This is a genomic window from Gordonia sp. WA4-43, assembly GCF_020520305.1.
In the GTDB taxonomy this organism is placed as follows: domain Bacteria; phylum Actinomycetota; class Actinomycetes; order Mycobacteriales; family Mycobacteriaceae; genus Gordonia; species Gordonia hongkongensis.
On sequence record NZ_CP084736.1, the window covers coordinates 4561590 to 4578645 of the forward strand.

General features: G+C 61.3%; 14 protein-coding genes. 13 read left to right on the top strand and 1 reads right to left on the bottom strand.

All coding sequences use genetic code 11. The annotated features are described in order from the left end of the window. Positions 1-3: 3 nt before the first annotated feature. A complete protein-coding gene (locus LEL84_RS20620) occupies positions 4-321 on the bottom strand; it encodes a hypothetical protein (RefSeq protein WP_226512657.1) in 318 nt (105 codons plus the stop codon). 770 nt (positions 322-1091) lie between these two features. Here LEL84_RS20620 and LEL84_RS20625 point away from each other — a divergent pair. The 13 genes from LEL84_RS20625 (at position 1092) to LEL84_RS20685 (ending at position 17012) form a co-directional block, all read left to right on the top strand. Further along, complete coding sequence (locus LEL84_RS20625) at positions 1092-2603, top strand: sugar transferase (RefSeq protein WP_413466883.1); 1512 nt, start codon at positions 1092-1094, stop codon at positions 2601-2603. Next, a complete protein-coding gene (locus LEL84_RS20630) occupies positions 2603-3904 on the top strand; it encodes a UDP-glucose dehydrogenase family protein (RefSeq protein ID WP_226512658.1) in 1302 nt (433 codons plus the stop codon). The genes LEL84_RS20625 and LEL84_RS20630 overlap by 1 nt, the downstream gene beginning before the upstream one ends. A gap of 96 nt (positions 3905-4000) precedes the next feature. Further along, positions 4001-5002, top strand: coding sequence for a nitroreductase family protein (locus LEL84_RS20635; RefSeq protein WP_226512659.1), 1002 nt, complete (start codon positions 4001-4003; stop codon positions 5000-5002). A 26-nt stretch (positions 5003-5028) separates the two neighbouring features. Beyond that, positions 5029-5577 (top strand): acyltransferase, encoded by a 549-nt coding sequence (locus LEL84_RS20640; RefSeq protein WP_226512660.1) that lies wholly within the window; start codon positions 5029-5031, stop codon positions 5575-5577. 488 nt (positions 5578-6065) lie between these two features. Continuing rightward, positions 6066-6563 carry a glycosyltransferase gene (locus LEL84_RS20645; protein WP_226512661.1) on the top strand — a complete coding sequence of 166 codons (498 nt, stop codon included), beginning with the start codon at positions 6066-6068 and terminating at the stop codon, positions 6561-6563. Continuing rightward, positions 6560-7564, top strand: coding sequence for a glycosyltransferase (locus LEL84_RS20650; RefSeq protein WP_226512662.1), 1005 nt, complete (start codon positions 6560-6562; stop codon positions 7562-7564). The genes LEL84_RS20645 and LEL84_RS20650 overlap by 4 nt, the downstream gene beginning before the upstream one ends. Positions 7565-7617: 53 nt before the next feature. Continuing rightward, positions 7618-8937 carry an O-antigen ligase family protein gene (locus tag LEL84_RS20655; protein ID WP_226512663.1) on the top strand — a complete coding sequence of 440 codons (1320 nt, stop codon included), beginning with the start codon at positions 7618-7620 and terminating at the stop codon, positions 8935-8937. Continuing rightward, positions 8937-10202: a hypothetical protein gene (locus LEL84_RS20660; protein WP_226512664.1), complete on the top strand. Its 1266-nt coding sequence runs from the start codon at positions 8937-8939 to the stop codon at positions 10200-10202. Before LEL84_RS20655 ends, LEL84_RS20660 begins: the two co-directional genes overlap by 1 nt. Then, a complete protein-coding gene (locus LEL84_RS20665) occupies positions 10196-11539 on the top strand; it encodes a polysaccharide pyruvyl transferase family protein (protein WP_226512665.1) in 1344 nt (447 codons plus the stop codon). Before LEL84_RS20660 ends, LEL84_RS20665 begins: the two co-directional genes overlap by 7 nt. A gap of 122 nt (positions 11540-11661) precedes the next feature. After that, complete coding sequence (locus LEL84_RS20670) at positions 11662-13164, top strand: polysaccharide biosynthesis tyrosine autokinase (RefSeq protein ID WP_413466884.1); 1503 nt, start codon at positions 11662-11664, stop codon at positions 13162-13164. A 136-nt stretch (positions 13165-13300) separates the two neighbouring features. Continuing rightward, complete coding sequence (locus LEL84_RS20675) at positions 13301-15319, top strand: acyltransferase family protein (RefSeq protein ID WP_226512666.1); 2019 nt, start codon at positions 13301-13303, stop codon at positions 15317-15319. A 240-nt stretch (positions 15320-15559) separates the two neighbouring features. Next, on the top strand, positions 15560-16495 hold the full coding sequence (locus LEL84_RS20680) for a cellulase family glycosylhydrolase (protein ID WP_226512667.1): 936 nt from the start codon (positions 15560-15562) through the stop codon (positions 16493-16495). Between the two features lie 205 nt (positions 16496-16700). Then, positions 16701-17012, top strand: coding sequence for a hypothetical protein (locus tag LEL84_RS20685; protein WP_226512668.1), 312 nt, complete (start codon positions 16701-16703; stop codon positions 17010-17012). Positions 17013-17056: the final 44 nt, after the last annotated feature.

The window sequence follows — 17056 nt, forward strand, 5'->3', positions numbered from 1 at the left end:
GCCCTACCTCCGATTGAGCTGCCCATCGCCGGCTGACGATAACGCCTCTTCGTCCGACCGCCTGCTTCTGACTCGCGACCGGTAGGCCGTGATAGTTGCGATCACCACAGCGAGCACCGACAACATGTCGGACTCGGTTATCCCGTGCTCGATGCTGAACGAGACCAACACCCGGCCCTCAATCGGCTGATTCCATAGCGCCCACGCCACACTGTTGGCCACGAGAACCGCGGCGGCGCCGAAACTCGGCCTGGCGAGGCACCACGCACCCACGACGAAGAGAAGGTTCATCAGCACCAGGGCGTGGAACGGGTCGGGCATCAGGACAGTATGGGCATTACTTCTGCTCCGCTGCGAGATCAAAACCCGCGATGTGGCGGCCGTCTCACGTTGGCGTGAGCGTTAGACACAGCGGAATGCTTGTCGGTACCGGGGCGACTCCGAGCGCTGCGATTAACGTGCACCTGCAGTTGAAAGCCCTGTAAAGAACCTGTAGCACCGAGGATCGACTGCGGGGACTCATCCTGCTGTGCTCGAGCTCCTGAGAGACGCACTCACTTCGCGCAATTTTACGATACTTAATTGAAGAAACTGGCCCCGGCGGAACCGTCGGGCGAGCATTTCTTGCGGTTCGGCGCATTCGTGGGTGTAAAAATGTGTCCACTTTCGGGTGCCGCCGATCAGTGATCGCAAACCGAAGGTTTGACATGTCAGGATTCCCGAGGTGGTTGACAAGCTAAGCTGCGTCGACGAAATATGTTGCTAGACAAAGATTTTAACCGGATCAATGCGATGTCTGCCACCGAGTTCGAACCCCGGCGACGGTGCAACGTCGCCGCAGCCTCTTTGGGTTTGGCTGCGTGATTTAGCACGAAGGTGCATGTTCTGTTAACTTTCCGATCACATTAAATATCGCTTGGATCTGTGCAGTTATCACTCTCAGGTTGTGAGTGTGATCGGACTGAAATACTCTCGCATCGATGGTGCGACTCGCCATTACTGGAGATGGCGCAAGCTCGCAGGCCGAAGATCTCGTCGTTGAGCTCTCGAATTCGAGCAGTTAGTTCTTTTGAGATTTGAGGAGGTAGGCGGTGGCCAATAGTCAGGCCTACGACACCCTGAGGCGTCCGGAGGGCGGTGGCGTTCGGCGACTCCGGTCTGCGGGGCGCGCACGTGAACGCTCCTGGATGCAGGGATACCTGACGCGATTGGCCTGGACCGATGCTGCCATCGTGATCGCGTCGATCGCCCTCGCTCAGTTCGTTCGGTTCGGTGCAGGGAGCGCCCTCGAGCCGGTGGCCGCGACGAAGACCCCGATAATCATCGTGTCCGTCGCGTTGGGTATCTGCTGGTTGCTGGCCCTTCGAGCCTTCCACACTCTCGATCGCAGAATCGCCGGGTCTGGATCGCAGGAGTACAGCCGGGTCGTTTCGGCGTGCCTATCTGTTTTCGGCGTCCTTGCGATGATCGACCTCCTCTTCCGTCTGAACATCGCGCGTGGGTTTCTCGCCCTGGCCCTGCCGATCGGAACGATCGGACTTGTGCTGGCTCGGTGGGGCTGGCGTCAGAGGCTCGGGAATCAGCGACTGAAGAAGAAGAACCTGGAAAACGTGCTGATCGTCGGCAATCTCAGTTCCGCCGTGCCATTGATGGAGAGGCTGATCAAAGAGCCGACTCTGGGGTACGGGGTCGTCGGAATCTGCCTACCCACCCATTCCGGATCACGGGAGACCGTCGCTGTGGGCGATGCTCGTGTGCCGGTGTTCGGGACTTTCGACGACGTCTCCACCTCGGTCGTCAGGTCTGGCGCCACAACGGTGGCGGTGACCTCAGCGGAGGCGCTCGGGCACGCCGCGATGCAGGCGCTTTCTTGGGACCTCGAGGGGCTCGATGTAGACATGGTCGTCTCGCCTGGCGTCACTGACGTGGCCGGACCCCGCGTGATGGTTCGCCCAGTCGCCGGCTTGCCTCTACTTCACATCGACAAGCCGAGGTACGACGGAGCGAACCGCTTCCGGAAGGCGGCGGTCGACCGGCTGGGCTCGGCTGCGATCCTTGCGGTACTCGCTCCGGTCTTCGTGGTCGTGGCGGTGGCGATCAAGCTGGACTCCAAGGGGCCGGTCTTCTATCGCGCTACACGTGTCGGGATAAACAACACACCCTTCCTGATGTGGAAGTTCCGTTCGATGGTGCAGGACGCTGACTCTCAGAAGTCACATCTCAGAGGGCAAAACGAAGGAGCCGGGGTTCTTTTCAAGATGCGGAACGATCCACGGGTCACCCGTGTCGGGACCTTCATTCGGCGGTACAGCATTGACGAGCTTCCCCAACTCCTCAACGTGCTCGGCGGGACGATGAGTCTCGTCGGCCCTCGGCCGCCGCTTCCTGACGAGGTCGAGAAGTATGACGGGCGTGTAGCCCGTCGAATGCTGGTCAAGCCTGGGATGACCGGACTGTGGCAAGTCTCCGGACGATCAGACCTGTCTTGGGAAGAGTCTGTGCGACTTGATCTTTCCTATGTGGAGAACTGGTCGATCATGCAAGACGCCCTGATCTTGTGGAAGACGGTCAAGGCAGTCGTAGCGAAAGATGGTGCGTACTGATGCGAATGGTTGTACTGGGACTTGGATACCTCGGAGCGACGCATGCAGCATGTATGGCCGAGCTCGGACACGAGGTGCTCGGAATCGAGGTTGTGCCCGAGAAACGCGCTCAGCTCGCCGCCGGTGAGGTGCCGTTCTACGAGCCTGGCCTGCCCGAGCTCCTGAAACGTCACATCGACTCCGGGGTCCTCACGGTCTCGGAGTCTTACGCGGAAGCGGCTGATTTCGCGGATGTCTTCTTCATCGCGGTGGGAACTCCACAGAAGAAGGGGGAGTACAGCGCCGACCTGCAATATGTTGAGTCCGCGATAGAAGAATTGGTCCCGCTGCTGACCCGCGACGCGTTGATCCTCGGGAAGTCGACCGTTCCGGTCGGCACTGCGGAGAAGTTGTCCCTGCGTGCCGACGAACTCGCGAAGGACGTGAGTGTAGAGATCGCCTGGAATCCGGAGTTCTTACGTGAAGGATTCGCGGTGGAAGACACTCTCCACCCCGACCGTGTCGTGTTGGGGACCTTCCCCGGTGATCGTGCTGAAGCGGTGTGCCGAGAGATCTACGCTCCAATGCTCGAGGACGGCACCCCGTTCATCGTCACCGACCCTCCAACTGCCGAACTCGTGAAGACCTCTGCCAACGCATTTTTGGCGACCAAGATCTCATTTATCAACGCAATTGCCGAGGTCTGTGACGCAGCTGGCGCTGATGTCAAGGCGATCGCCAATGCAATTGGTTACGACGCCCGGATCGGGCGCAAGTTCCTCAACGCTGGGCTGGGCTTCGGCGGCGGTTGTCTCCCCAAGGACATTCGGGCCTTCATGGCGCGGGCAGGTGAGCTCGGTGCCGCTGAGGCTCTGAGCTTCCTTCGGGAAGTCGATAACGTCAACATGCGGCGACGAACACGAATGGTTGAACTAACTCGTGAGGTGTGTGGAGGGTCGCTTCTGGGTAAGCGCATTGCGATCCTCGGGGCCGCGTTCAAACCGAAATCGGACGACGTGCGTGATAGCCCTGCATTGAATGTTGCCGGTCAGATCCAACTACAGGGTGCGTCGGTCGCGGTGTACGACCCCAAAGCGATGGACAATTCGCGGAAGCTCTTTCCCACCCTCGACTATGCTCTGTCGGCTGCGGACGCATGTGAGAAGGCTGACGTAGTGCTGGTGCTGACCGAGTGGCAAGAATTTGTCACGCTGAGTCCCGGCGACCTCGAGCCGTATGTGCGGCAGCGGAAGATCATCGACGGACGCAACTGTCTCAACGCCGAGAACTGGAGCGGGGCGGGTTGGCTTTACCGCGCGTAGTGGGGGGATCCACAACAACCGACCGAGGCCGGCGGCAGACCCATTGACGGGATGCGCCACAGTGTCTTGCGCGGCCGAGAGGCCGAAAGGATTCCATTGAATTCGACGAAAAACAGACTGAAAAGCCGGATAGCAGAGCTTCCCGGCGCACGCTCAACGCGTGACGAGTTCGAGATGCTGCGTGGATATGTCGCAGACTGGCGGCGCTACCGCAGGTTCTCCGGTCGCGCCGCGCTCGATGAGCACTCCACGTGCGCGAGGGTCGTCATGGATTCGCACCGAATCGAGAAGGGCCTCGCGCTCAGACAACCCCGGCCGTGGTTCGGACGTGAGGTGCTCGAGCGGCTCGCTGCATCGGTTGAAGAACTGCCTGACAACCGCGACAGCCACGTAGTCCACGCGAAGAGCATGGCGCTGGGTGCAGTGGACGACTACTTCGACTATTTCGACGCTGAGCTCGGGCCTGCGCCTGAGTGGGCCGATGACGTCCGAAAGCGCTTCGCCCTTTTCCTGGGCCTAGATGCACGGGAGGGTGGCATCAAGCAACTCTCGCTTCCAGGCGGGCAACTCGCCGCGGGCTTCGACGAGTTCGTTGCGTCGCGTGAGAGCGTCCGGAGCTACACCGACGACATGGTGCCCCTGGCCGAGATCGAAGCGGCGGCACTGCTCGCGTCTACGTCGCCCTCGGTGTGCAACCGCCAGGGCTCCATGTGTCGGATCGTACCCAGAGGCGTCGAAGCTAACCGGATTCTCAAGCACCAGAATGGAAACAAGGGGTTCGGTAACGAGGCTAGTCACGTCTTGCTCGTCACGCACGACCTCCGGACGATGCTGAGTCCCGGGGAACGCAACCAGGCATACGTCGATGGCGGCCTGTACGCCATGACGCTGTTGTACGCCCTGCACGCGCGTGGCATAGGCGCGTGCTGCTTGAACTGGAGCGCGACGAAGTCTCAGGACCGTGGCCTTCGGCGCGAGATCGATCTCCCCGAGCACGAATTGGTCATCATGATGATCGCTGTCGGGCACCCGGCGGAGGATGCACGTGTGACGGTGTCTCCGTTGCGTTCTGAGCGCCACAGGGTGGGGATCCGATGACGAGCGGACGGAGTCTTGCTGCGTACATGAGCAGCTGGTTGATCAACGGACCGGGCGCCTCCCATTTGGTGCCTGCGATCGTGCGAAGAGCGCTTCTTCGCTGGGCGGGCGCGCGGATCGGAAAGGCACGGATCCTCCCGTCAGGTATCTTCCGCGGTGAACTGCGCAACCTGGAGATCGGAAACGGGGTCTTCATCAACACCGGCGTATCGATCTTCCCCACCGGCGGCATCTCCGTGGGGGACGGTGTTCACTTCGGCCCGAACTGCACGGTGATGACCGGGACACACGCTGTCGGCACATCACACAAGAGGGCCGCCACTCCCACTCGATTCGAGCCCGTGGTCGTTGGGGCCGGCGCGTGGCTGGGTGCCTCGGTAACGGTTTGTCCAGGGGTGACGATCGGGGAAGGGTGTGTCGTCGCTCCCGGAGCGGTGGTGGTTGACGATCTGCAGCCCAACGGTTTCTACGCGGGCGTCCCTGCTCGCCTCAAGAACTTCCTTCCCACCGACCTGCAAGACGGCGAGCTGCCGCTCGAGTCGGGGGATTCAATCGCACTTGGAGGCGCTCGATGACCCAACAGCGGGAGTCGCCGAGAAGTTCTGAGAGATCCGCTGTCGGGCGTCTTCTCTTGATCGCGTCGACCGGAGGCCACCTCGCCCAGTTGGACAGACTGGCGGAAAGTCTGGGAGCGTCGGACAGTTCGCTGTGGATCACTTTTGACACGACGCAGAGTCGCGCACTCCTGCGTGGCCGCAACGTCCTCTATGTGCCGTACATCGAGCCGAGAGATGCTCGAACAGCGTGGATAGTCTACCGTCAACTCGCACGCGAACTCCCGCGGCACGGGCCGTTTGACCAGGCAATCAGTACAGGAGCGGCGCTTGCGCTACCCGGCCTTTTAGCTGCTCGTCGGCATCGGATTCGCGGACTGTACATCGAAAGCGTGTCCCGCACAGACGGTCCTTCGCTCACTGGTCGTATGCTAGCGGCCACACATCTGGTTGACCTGGAGACTCAACACCCAGCCTGGTCAACCGCGAGGTGGCGGCATCGCAGGACCGTGCTCGACTCGTACGAGTGCGTGCAGGACGGATCAGCTGTGCAAGCGGACACCCGCACTTCGCCGAAACTGTTTGTGACTCTGGGAACGATTCGGCCGTACAGGCTGGATCCGCTCATCGACTCCCTGCTTAGTAGTGGACTCGATCTATCTCGCACCGTGTGGCAGCTCGGCTCCAGTTTTCGGGAGGACCTCCCCGGCGAGGTACACAGAGCGCTGGGCAGCGAAGAAATGGACGAAAACATCCTCGCCGCAGACGTTGTCATCACTCACGCCGGGGTGGGCAGCATCATGCGGATCCTCGAACTCGGTAAGTACCCTGTCGTCGTCCCCCGCCGCCGCTCACGGGGGGAGCATGTCGACGACCACCAAATCCAGATCGCGAGTCTCGTCGGTCGTCTGGGTCTCGCCGAGGTCGTCGAAGCTCCGGATCTCGGAATCGAGGACATCCAGCGAGCGGTCGGAAAGAGGATCGTTTCGCAGGGGGTCAGCTCATGATCGTCAGTTGGGTGAGAACACATGGCCGTAGTAGGGCGATCGCCGAAGAGCTGAGCATCAAGGCGATCTTCCTGTCCGAAGCGACTGCGCGAAGGTCTTTCCCGACGAAGTACCTATACGCCGCGATCGAGACTGTGCGCGAAATCCGACGGGAGCGGCCTAGTTCGGTGATTCTGATGCTTCCGCCATTTCCGTTGCTCGTGCTCGTTCGAGTTTGCTTCCCGCGTCTCCCGGTCATCGCCGACCTTCACACCGGTGCCTTTCTCAACCCCAAATGGCGACCGTTCTTGAGGCCGACCTTCGCGCTTCTGCGGGGGGGATCGTGCATCGTCACCAACTCCGCACTGCAGCAGCAGTGCAACCGGGCGGGTGTCGAAGCAATCGTTCTCCACGATCCGCTGCCCGAACGCATGCCTGAGCCCGGTGGTCGACCGTTCGCGCACAAACCCGCTGTCGTCCTGTGTCCACTGGGGTACGCAAACGACGAGCCTATCGACGAACTATTGTTCGCAGCAGGGCATCTCGTCACCGACGAGATCGAGTTCCGATTCACCGGCAAGGCTCCGTTATCGATAAGACAAGCTGCGTCGACCAACGTGCTGTTCACTGGATACCTCACGGATGAGGACTACGAGGCAGAGCTCGCGAACTGCGACGTGGTGATTGCGCTGACGACGCGAGAACACACGATGCAGAGAGCGGGATATGAGGCGATAACCGCGGCCAAACCACAGGTCACCTCCGACTTCGAAGTATTGCGTGACTTCCATGCTGACGCCGCGATCTATGTTGACCCCTCTGATCCACAAGCGATCTCGGAGGCCGTCACCCGTGCGTTGAGGGATGCCGACGCACTCGCCGGATTTGCACGGACGCGGTTCGAGGAGGTACGAGCAGACCAGTCGATTGCGATCGACGAATTGCGTCGGGTCGTGAAGTCCGCTGAAGCCCGGGCTCCCTTCGGTGGGCGCCGCACGCCCTCACTGCGAGGTAAGCGATGAGTGCGCCACCCTCACACACAAGCGGAGACACCGGGACAGTTGATCCTTCTCGGTTGAAAGACAATCAGCTTCAGGCGGCGGCAGAAGCGGGCGTCGCGTCGCCCTGGACTCATTGCATCGCAGTCCTGGTCGCACTGATGCCGCTGCTATCCGGAACCGAGCGAGGGCTCGTCGTGCCCGGACTGAAGCTGTCCGAGATCGTCGCACTGCTCCTCATTCTTGGGTTCGTCGTAGCGGGTGCGAAGGTGAACTCAGCAGGTCCGCTCGCAATCGGAATCTTGGGATACATCCTTGCGTTGTTCGTGGCAACCGCCTACCACCAATTCCTCGATCCCACATTGGGGAATCTGAGTTTCGCATCCGTGTGCTTTGGGCCGTTGGCGCTTCTGGCCATCTATTTCGGCGCCTTGTATGGCAGGGCATTGCCGGGACTGCCTCGACTGGCGATACGCTACGTTCTCATCGGTTGTGCGCTGATGGGTCTGCTGGGGCTATTGCAGGCATTGCGTGTCGCGCCGGTGTTGTCGATGACGGCTGCACTCACGGGTAGCGAACGGATTCTGCAACCGCTCGACTGGAAGATCAGTCGCAGTATCGGACTCTTCAATTCATGGCACGCCTTCGCCAGCATCATGGCCCTCGCCCTCGTTCTGCTTGTCGTGGGTTGGGCACGCGGCCAGAGCGTCTTCGACCACACGTTCACCCAGTTGTTCTGTGCCGTAGGAATTGTCGCCGGACTGGGTTCTGCGTTGACGTTCGACATGGTCCTGGTGGCTGCCGCAGCCAGTCTCATCGCGGTGGGTATTCGCCGCTCGACTCGAGTCGCGGCGTGGGCGCTTCTGGTGGCGGTCGCCGTCACCGCGTTCACGCCACTCGGTGACCTTTTCTCACGGCGGCTCGAAGAGCAGCAATCCGCGACGTATCAGGACTCGATCCTCCCGCAGACGATAGCCTTTCGAATCGAAGTCTGGAGAGAAGACTACCTACCCCTCTTTCTGGACAACGTCCTACTCGGCCACGGACCTATACGAAGCACTGACCGCGTGTTCGCGTACGTCGAATCGCAGTACATCTCCGTTCTGGTCGCTGGCGGTCTGCTCGCCTTCGTCGGGTTTGTCGCGATGTACGCGAGCCTCATGTACCAGCTGCGATTCGGTCGGTCTCGACGTGCCGGCGCGCCGGACTCACAGTTCGACGCATCACGGCGTGCCGCTTTCGTATTCGCCGCAGTGATGGTGGTGGCGATGCTCATCCACCCGTACATGCGGGACGCCGGATCGTCACAGTTGCTGGTCGTCGTGGCAGCGCTGATCGGTTCAGGCCCGCTTGTCACGCTGCGCGGACCGAGCCAGGCTTCAGGACGGCACCCCTGATGACCTCAACGCGCGTTGCGACAGCGCTGGCGAACCATCGCCGAGCGGGCCGCCTTACGTTCGCCATCGGCGTGCAGGTCTGTTCGAATGCGTCGAATTTCTTGCTGACCATGGCTGTCGCTCGTGCGATGACGACCGACGCCGTCGGCGTGTATGCGGTCATCATGTCGATTGCGGGGATTCTCGTCGGACTCGTGCGCGCGTATACCGGTGAGCCGGTGTCGTTCGGCGAGCGCACAGTCGCGGACATGGACCCGAGCGCGAGGGCCCGTGGAGCAGTGGCCAGCTCTCTGGTCCTCGGCGCGATCGCTGCGCTCGCGGTGTTGCCGCTCCTACTGGTCTTGCTGCCTGACTATCGGACCGCGGTGCTGGTGTTCGTCGCCTTCGCTCCGCTTGCGGCCGCCCAGGACTGTCTGCGTTTTGTGCTCGTCGCAGAGCGTCGCTTGACCCGAGCATTCGCTGCGGAGGGGGCGTGGCTGCTGACTCAGTCCGCGCTCCTGGTGGTACTCGTCCAAGTCGATTCGCTGTGGTCGATGATCTGCGCATGGGGATTGGGCGCTGTGGCCGCATTCATCGTCGGCCTTCGAGGCTATGGCTTCCGGCTCCCGTTTGACCATGTGCGGTCCTGGGTCCGCCGGTTGCGCCGCCCTGGAAGCTTCTACATGCTCGACTACATCGTGGCGGGTGGCCTCACCCAGATCTCGATCTTGATCGTAGGTTCTGTCTCCGGGCTTGACGCTGCGGGCGAGGTTCGGGTTGCGCTATTGCTCCTCACTCCCGCCTCGGTTCTGTTCGTCGGATTGATCTTCGCGCTGGGGCCTCTGTGTGCGAGAGCTGCTGCCCGGGGAGACATCAAGCGGCTGAAGATCGTTCCGTTCGCGTTGGCGGGCGTCGTGTTCGGTGTCGTCGCCGCCTACCTGCTCATCGTGACGGCGGTACCGAATTCATGGCTGGCAGCAATCGGTGGTTCGTCAACCGATGCCGCACTTTCCATTCTTCCTCTGGCCGCGTTGGCCCTCGCGCTCAATTCTGCGAGCGTTGGACCAGGTTTGTCGCTTCGCGCCATCGGGCAAGTTTCCAAGTCATCCGTCGTCAAACTCGTGGCGGCGCCATTCACGCTATTGGCGGTCGCAGTGGGTTCATTCCTGGGCGGAGCCGGCGGATCGCAGGTAGGTCTTGCGATCGGGACCGGTGTCAGGACCTGTGCGTCATCCGTCGTTGCAACCCGCCTTATTCGGGCAGAGGAGCGTCGTCTGAAATGTTGAGGTCTGCTTTTGAGTCACTGCTGTCGAGTCTGAAGGCCGGCGCCCGCGCCGTATTGGACCAGCCGCTGGCCTTCCTCGCGATCCACGGGCTGAATCGCGTCGTCTTTGCGGCGGGCAGAGTGAAGCGACAGTCGGGGATCGGCCACCGAGGTGATCGGCGCCAGGGAGGCAGGGTTCTCATCGTGGCGCCGCCGGGCGGCGGCAACATCGGTGACCAAGCTTTGGTCGAATCGGCCGTGTGGAACGCGTCTGGGCCGGTGACATTGGTGGTCAGATCGGTCAACGACTTTCAGATTCCCGACTGGTTGAATCCGCTTGACGTCGAAGTCGTTCCGCTCCCCGAGCTCATCTACGGTTTGGGCGCGGGTCACATGCGTGATGTTTTCGAGCTGGGGACTCACACGCACGGCGTGTCCAGGGTGATGCTGGTGGGGGCTGACATCATGGACGGCAATTACAACCTCGTCGCCTCGCTCAATCGGTGGTCGGTCACTGGGTTGTTCGGCCGCGCGTCAGTGCCAGCAGCTGTTCTGGGCTTCAGTTGGAGCGACCGCGCCCGTCCCTCGTGCCTGACGGCAGCGCGGATCGTCAACAAGCATGCGGATCTGTGGCTGCGCGACCCGGTGTCGCAGTCGAGGATGGTGTCTGCCGGTGTTGCGGGCAAGGCTGGCCTGTGCGCCGACATAGTATTCGCCCATCCGGCACCAGACCTCGCCGCGTCATATCGGTCCCTTCCCGCTGAACTTCATAACTTTGTCACCGCAGAGGTCGAGTTCGTAGTGCTGAACATGAGCGGTCTCGTCGGGAGTGATGCCGACCTGATCGGGCACTACGTTCGAGTTGTGGAACGGCTCAGGTCAGCCGGAATTTCGATTATTCTGCTCCCTCACGTCGTGCGCGCGACAAAGAGTGACAATGTCTATCTCCGCGATCTCGCCGCGCGGTTTGACGACCCCGGCATTATTCTCGTTAATGACTTGCTCACGCCGTCGCAGGTGTACGAGGTGTGCCGTGGAGGTTTGATGGTTTTGACTGGACGTATGCACCTGGCCGTCTTGGCGTCACTGTCGGGGACGCCGTCATCGACCCTCTCAACCCAGGGCAAGGTTGCAGGCCTCTACGAGCATTTGCGCAGTCCAGACGGCGCGATCGAAGTCGACTCTGACGTCAGCAGAATATTCTTCGAACGTCTCGAGAAGGTTGTTGACCAGACCGGAGGTGTCAGCCCAGAACTGCGTCGCCACCTCAAGGAGTTGGCTTTGAAAGCGTTTATTCTGCCACCGTTTCGTTCTGATGCCCCAGAGCCCGTACATTCTGTGCATGAGCGCGCTTCATAGTTCGCTGAGGGAGTGACACGCAGTATCGCCGGAGCCGACGAGCGATTCTGCGTCATCGATGGTCCATATCGATCGCATGTGCAGACGAACTATGGAAAAAGTCGAATAGTTGGAGGAAGACCTTGACGAGTAGCAATATAGCCCCGGACGGCGCGCCGACGGCGCGCTCGTTCTCGACGGACCATCTGCGGTTTCTCGTCAGGCGAAACTGGTGGATTGTTGCGCTGTCCGGCGCGGTGATCGGCTGCCTCGGGTTGGGTTATTGCTTGTTGCAGACCCCGTTGTATGTGTCATCAGCAAAGCTCTACGTGACATCCGGAACTGAGGCAGACGCGCAGAGTGCGTATCAGGGCTCGCTGGCATCGCAACAGCGCGTCGCTTCATACGCGGAACTCGTCGACTCGGACGTGATAATCCGAGAGGCTCTCGACGACTCCGGCCTCCAGATGAGCATCGACGATGCTCGCGAGTCGCTCTCCGCGACCAGCAATCCGGACACCGTGCTGCTCAGTATTTCGGCGGAGAACAGTGATCCCGCGTTGGCGACCCAGCTCGCCAACGGTGTCGCCGAGGCGATGACCTCGTACGTGACGACGCTCGAGCAGCCGAATGAAGCAAGTCAGCCACTCGCGAAGTTGACAGTCGTGTCGCCGGCTGTTCAGCCGGACGAACCCTTCTCGCCGCGTACGGCACGCAACACGGTGCTGGCAGTCCTGGTTGGACTGGTGCTGGGTCTTCTCATCGCGGTGTTGCGGGAGCGGTTCGACACCCGGCTCCGCAACGGCGACGAAGTGCAACGGAGTGTGTCGTCCGCGGTGCTCGCCGAGGTCCCCTCGGAGAACAATCTGGACGGCAACCCGGTGATCGACTTCTCGGTTGGTTCGTCCCGGGCGGCTGAGGGCTACCGGCGTCTGCGAACCAACCTCGCTTTCGTGCGGGTGGACGAACCGCCGAGGTGCATCCTGGTCACCAGTCCCGGGCCGGGCGAGGGTAAGACGACCACGTCGATGAATCTCGCGGCGGCACTGGCGGAGGACGGCAACCGCGTGGTGCTGGTCGACGCAGACTTGCGACGCCCCTCTATTGCTCGTCGTCTGGGTCTCACCGGAGCCGTGGGCCTGACCAGCTTCCTTCGGGGAGACGGCGTGATTTCCGACTTCGTGCAGGCAGGTCCGGTACATGGACTGGACGTCTTGGTCGCCGGCGCTCTGCCGCCAAACCCTGCGGAGCTACTCGGATCTCACAGGGCAAAGGACGGTATCGAGGCCCTGCAATCGAGCTACGACTTCGTCATCGTGGACACACCGCCGGTACTCCCGGTTGCCGACGCAGCGATCCTGTCGCAGTTCACAGACGGAGCATTGGTGGTTGTTCGTGCCGGACGAACCCGATCTCAGGACCTGACAACCGCCTTTTCCTCGCTCCGTACCGCACAGGCGGCGATCTTGGGCATAGTTCTCAACGACGTCTCGGCTCATGACTCGAGGTATGTCTACTACTCCTATGAACAGCAGATGGCCGGGAGGGAGCGAGCAACGGGGAAGCACGTGGCTCCTGCCCGGGATCAGGCGAGTGTCGAAGGCGACGTTCCTCGCGTGGGGACTGCTACCGGATCCACGACCTAGGCATCACCGAAGCTGTCGGGTGGGGTTCGAGGGTAACGCCGGGGAGTGAATCATTGTGACGGTTGAATCACCTGCGCAGGAGCGATCGGAAGCATCGCACGCCCGTCGCTCTCATGTCCGCCTGGACCTCCAAGGCATGCGTGCGGTCGCGGTTTTGGCGGTCGTGGCCGACCACTTGTTCGGTTGGCCGCGAGGCGGATTCGTCGGCGTTGACGTGTTCTTCGTGTTGTCGGGCTTCTTCATCACAGGCGTTCTGATTAGAGAGCGCTCGCGAACCGGCAAGCTGTCGTTCCGCAAGTTCTATGTGCATCGTGCGCGTCGGATCATCCCGTCCGCGATGCTGGTCATCGTCGCAACGGTGATCGTCAGTTATGTCTTACTGACCGAGACAAGAGCGAAGGGCGCGTTCATCGACGGGCTCTGGGCGACCATCTTCCTGTCGAATTGGCGGTTCGAAAGGACCGGGACGGACTACTTCGCGCAAGGGCAGCCCCCGTCACCGCTACAGCACTACTGGTCACTGTCGATCGAGGAGCAGTTCTACTTCGTCTGGCCGGTTCTGCTGGTGGCGCTCTTCGCGGCCACAAGAAGGTTCTCGAGGCGAGGGCGACGTTACCCCCCGAAAAGACAGGCGTGGATCGCAACGACGATGGGCGCGATCTGCCTGGCATCGTTCGGGTGGGCTTGTTGGCAATCGGTCGCGTCTCCGACCGCCGCGTACTTTTCGACTTTTACACGTATCTGGGAACTCGGAGTGGGCGCACTGCTCGCGATCTGTACCCCTGTTCTTGCTCGTATTTCTTCGAAGATCAGGCCGTTCCTTTCTTACGTCGGTCTGGCCGGGGTATTTGCTTCGCTCTTCCTGATAAGTGCGGACAGCACTTTTCCGGGGCCGGGCGCAGCGCTACCCGTGCTGTCGACGGCGCTGGTGATCGCTGCGTTCATCGGGGTCAAGGAACGGGCTGTTCCACATCTGACTAATCGGGCGTCGGTGTACGTAGGCGAAGTGAGCTACACGTTGTACTTGTGGCACTGGCCGGTGATTGTGTTGCTCGCGGCAGTAATACCCGAGGGAGGTCCGTACTACCTGACCGCGCTCGTCACAACAGCGGTTCTCACCGTCGTGACGTTTCACCTGTACGAGAATCCGATTCGTCGGTCGTCGTGGCTCGAGTCCGATTCGCGCAGCCGCGGCAGATTGCCGTGGCGCGCAACAACCGGATGGGTGACCGCCGGTGCATTCCTGGGAGTCGCGGCTCTGATGGGTGCCCTGGTCGTCGAATCAGCTGATCAGCGAAGTGCCCAATCGCAGGCCAATCAGGAGCTTGTGGTCGCCGATGTTGCCCCGCGGGAGGACGATGCGCCTTCATGTCTCGGTGCTGCGGCCCTGGAAGTTCCCGGATGTCCGCTACGGGATCCGTCCAAACCACTCCTGCCGGGACTCGACTCGTTCGCGGACGATACTCAAGGCGCTTACCGTTGTTATCGGGAACAAGGCCGTGAGCTCCGCAACTGTGTCTACGGCTACGACGGTCCAGATGCGAGACGAATCGCGGTGGTCGGCGATTCCCATGCCGCCATGCTTCTCCCGGCGCTATCGCCGTATCTGCGTCAAAACCGATGGAGCATGACCACGTTCGTTGGCAACGGATGTCAGTGGGTCATCCGATCGGGTGGTGACTGCGACAAGACGGTTTTGCCGCAAATGCAGGACAAGTTACTCAGCGAGCGGTACGACCTCGTGATCACCTCGGCGAGCAGGCAATTCGGAGACGTCGACCAGTATCTCTCCGCTTGGAGGCCGGTGGCATCAAGAGGCACGAAAATTCTGGTTGTTGCCGACAACCCAGCTGTGCCAGAAGAAACCCTGAACTGTCTCACGCGCGTTTCTTTGGGCGGCAGCGACAACACCGCGAACTGCTCGACACCTCGTGAGGTCGCGCTGGCGACCCCCGATCCACTCATAGGTGCCGCGCGACAGCTTCCCGGTGCAACACTGCTCGATATGACCGCATCGTTCTGTGATCAGACTGCCTGTCCCGCGGTCATCGGGGACGTCATCGTATATCGCGACACCAACGGACATGTATCTGCCACCTACGCCAAAACCTTGTCACCGCAGCTCGTTTCATCGGTCAATAAGGCACTTGCGTGATGGCCGGGGCAGACGCGAGGCAGGAGCGCGCGCCCGCCTAGCTGACGGTCGAGGTCGAGGTGAAGCCGTTAGAGTCGAAAACCTCAGCACACGCGTCCCGATGCAGAGACAATGAGTGAGACTCGGCTTGGAGGGCTCATGCGTCGCCTCATATTCACACTCGTCGTTGTCGTGGTCGTAGCCGCGGCGACCGTGATCTCTCGATCTTCAGTGCACGCAGCAGTTCGTGTCGTTGTCGGCGTGGCCTCGATCTCGACCCAGTACGCCGGCGCCGACTTCGCCGGAGAGGCCGAGCAGATCAGAGCGACCAGAGCGAAGGCAATCCGCATCCCGGCGAAATGGAATCTGCTTCAACCCTCCAGCCCGAGTTCGTTCACCTGGACGCGACTGGATTCCGCGGTCAGTGCAGCCAGGTCGAAGGGGCTGTCAATCCTGTTGAATCTCGAGGGGCCCGCCCCGGTTTGGGCGCAAAAGTCCGGTGCGAATCCACTTGCCAACGGTAACGCGCCCGCTGACCCGGCCACTTTCGGTGAGTTCGCGAGACAGGTCGCGGTGCGGTACTCATCGCGAGTTGCCGCCTGGGAAGTGTGGAACGAGCCGAATCTGGCGCACTATCTCATCCCGCCGACGGCCGGTGAGTACGTGCCGCTGCTCAAGTCGGCGTTCGGAGGTATCCGAGCGGGAGGCAGCAATCAGCCGGTGATCAGCGGCGGACTTTCGAGTCTCCGCACCGAAACGCGAGATGTCACCTTCATCTCGGACATGTACGCCCTCGGCGCTAAGCCTTACTTCAATGGCATTGGCGTACACCCGTATACGTTGCCGTACCCAATCACTGCAGACCCCCGGGCAGGCGACGGCGGGGGAGCAGCCGTTCTGCCGCAGGGCCGGGCGATCATGGTGGCGAATGGTGACTCGACGAAGTCGATGTGGGTAACCGAGTTCGGGCAGCCGACCGGGAACACGCCCGCTTCGACCACCGAAGCCGTTCAATCCAGCATCGTCACCGACGCGGTGAATCGCGCCAACGGACTGTCATGGATCGCGGCCATCTTCCTGTTCACCTCTCGCGACCTGTCCGCCAACAAGGCGGACGACAACTCGAACTTCGGTCTGTACCGTTTCGACGGCTCACCCAAGCCGGTCGTCGGTGCGCTGCGTGGCGTCCTGAGCTGAGAGCCCCGAACGCTGCCGACAATCGAGGCAGGGACTAGTGCGAGAGGTTTGGGTGTTAATCCTGCACGTAGGCGTGGGGCTGATGATCGAGGGCGTTGTCATCGCCGGAGCCCCGGCGATCGTGCAGGTGGAGCCATCTCCTGTGGATTTCCGCTTTATAGCGCCAGTAAGTTTGACGCGATCGAACCGTGTAGCCAGATCATGCATGACCGAGCGGTTCTATGTGGTCGATGTTCGTCCCTGCGGCGTTGGCATCTTCCGTGAGTTTCGTTGTCCTGAACTTGTCCCCTGTTCGGAGGGAATGACGCAATTCGGACAGCGTTGGCCAGGGGTTCGTGGTCTCATATCCGCCATGCTGGGTAGGAAACTCTTAGATCTGACGCTCGAGTATCAGGCGTCGATCGACTCCCGTCGTGACGACTACAACTCGCTCCCGCGCGGGGCGCAACCCATAGGGCGCGAACCGGAAGACATCGCCTCGGAGTACGAGACCACCATCCGCGCCCTTCTTTCTTGACCGCCGCCCCGACGTGGCGCGACTTCGAGTGATGCGAAGTTCAG

Excerpts from the sequence above, each read along its gene's own strand:
- LEL84_RS20660 (WP_226512664.1), top strand. The coding sequence starts at position 8,937 with ATGACCTCAACGCGCGTTGCGACAGCGCTGGCGAACCATCGCCGAGCG.
- LEL84_RS20620 (WP_226512657.1), bottom strand. The coding sequence starts at position 321 with ATGCCCGACCCGTTCCACGCCCTGGTGCTGATGAACCTTCTCTTCGTC.
- LEL84_RS20640 (WP_226512660.1), top strand. The coding sequence starts at position 5,029 with ATGAGCAGCTGGTTGATCAACGGACCGGGCGCCTCCCATTTGGTGCCT.
- LEL84_RS20650 (WP_226512662.1), top strand. The coding sequence starts at position 6,560 with ATGATCGTCAGTTGGGTGAGAACACATGGCCGTAGTAGGGCGATCGCC.
- LEL84_RS20685 (WP_226512668.1), top strand. The coding sequence starts at position 16,701 with ATGACCGAGCGGTTCTATGTGGTCGATGTTCGTCCCTGCGGCGTTGGC.
- LEL84_RS20675 (WP_226512666.1), top strand. The coding sequence starts at position 13,301 with ATGCGTGCGGTCGCGGTTTTGGCGGTCGTGGCCGACCACTTGTTCGGT.
- LEL84_RS20665 (WP_226512665.1), top strand. The coding sequence starts at position 10,196 with ATGTTGAGGTCTGCTTTTGAGTCACTGCTGTCGAGTCTGAAGGCCGGC.
- LEL84_RS20630 (WP_226512658.1), top strand. The coding sequence starts at position 2,603 with ATGCGAATGGTTGTACTGGGACTTGGATACCTCGGAGCGACGCATGCA.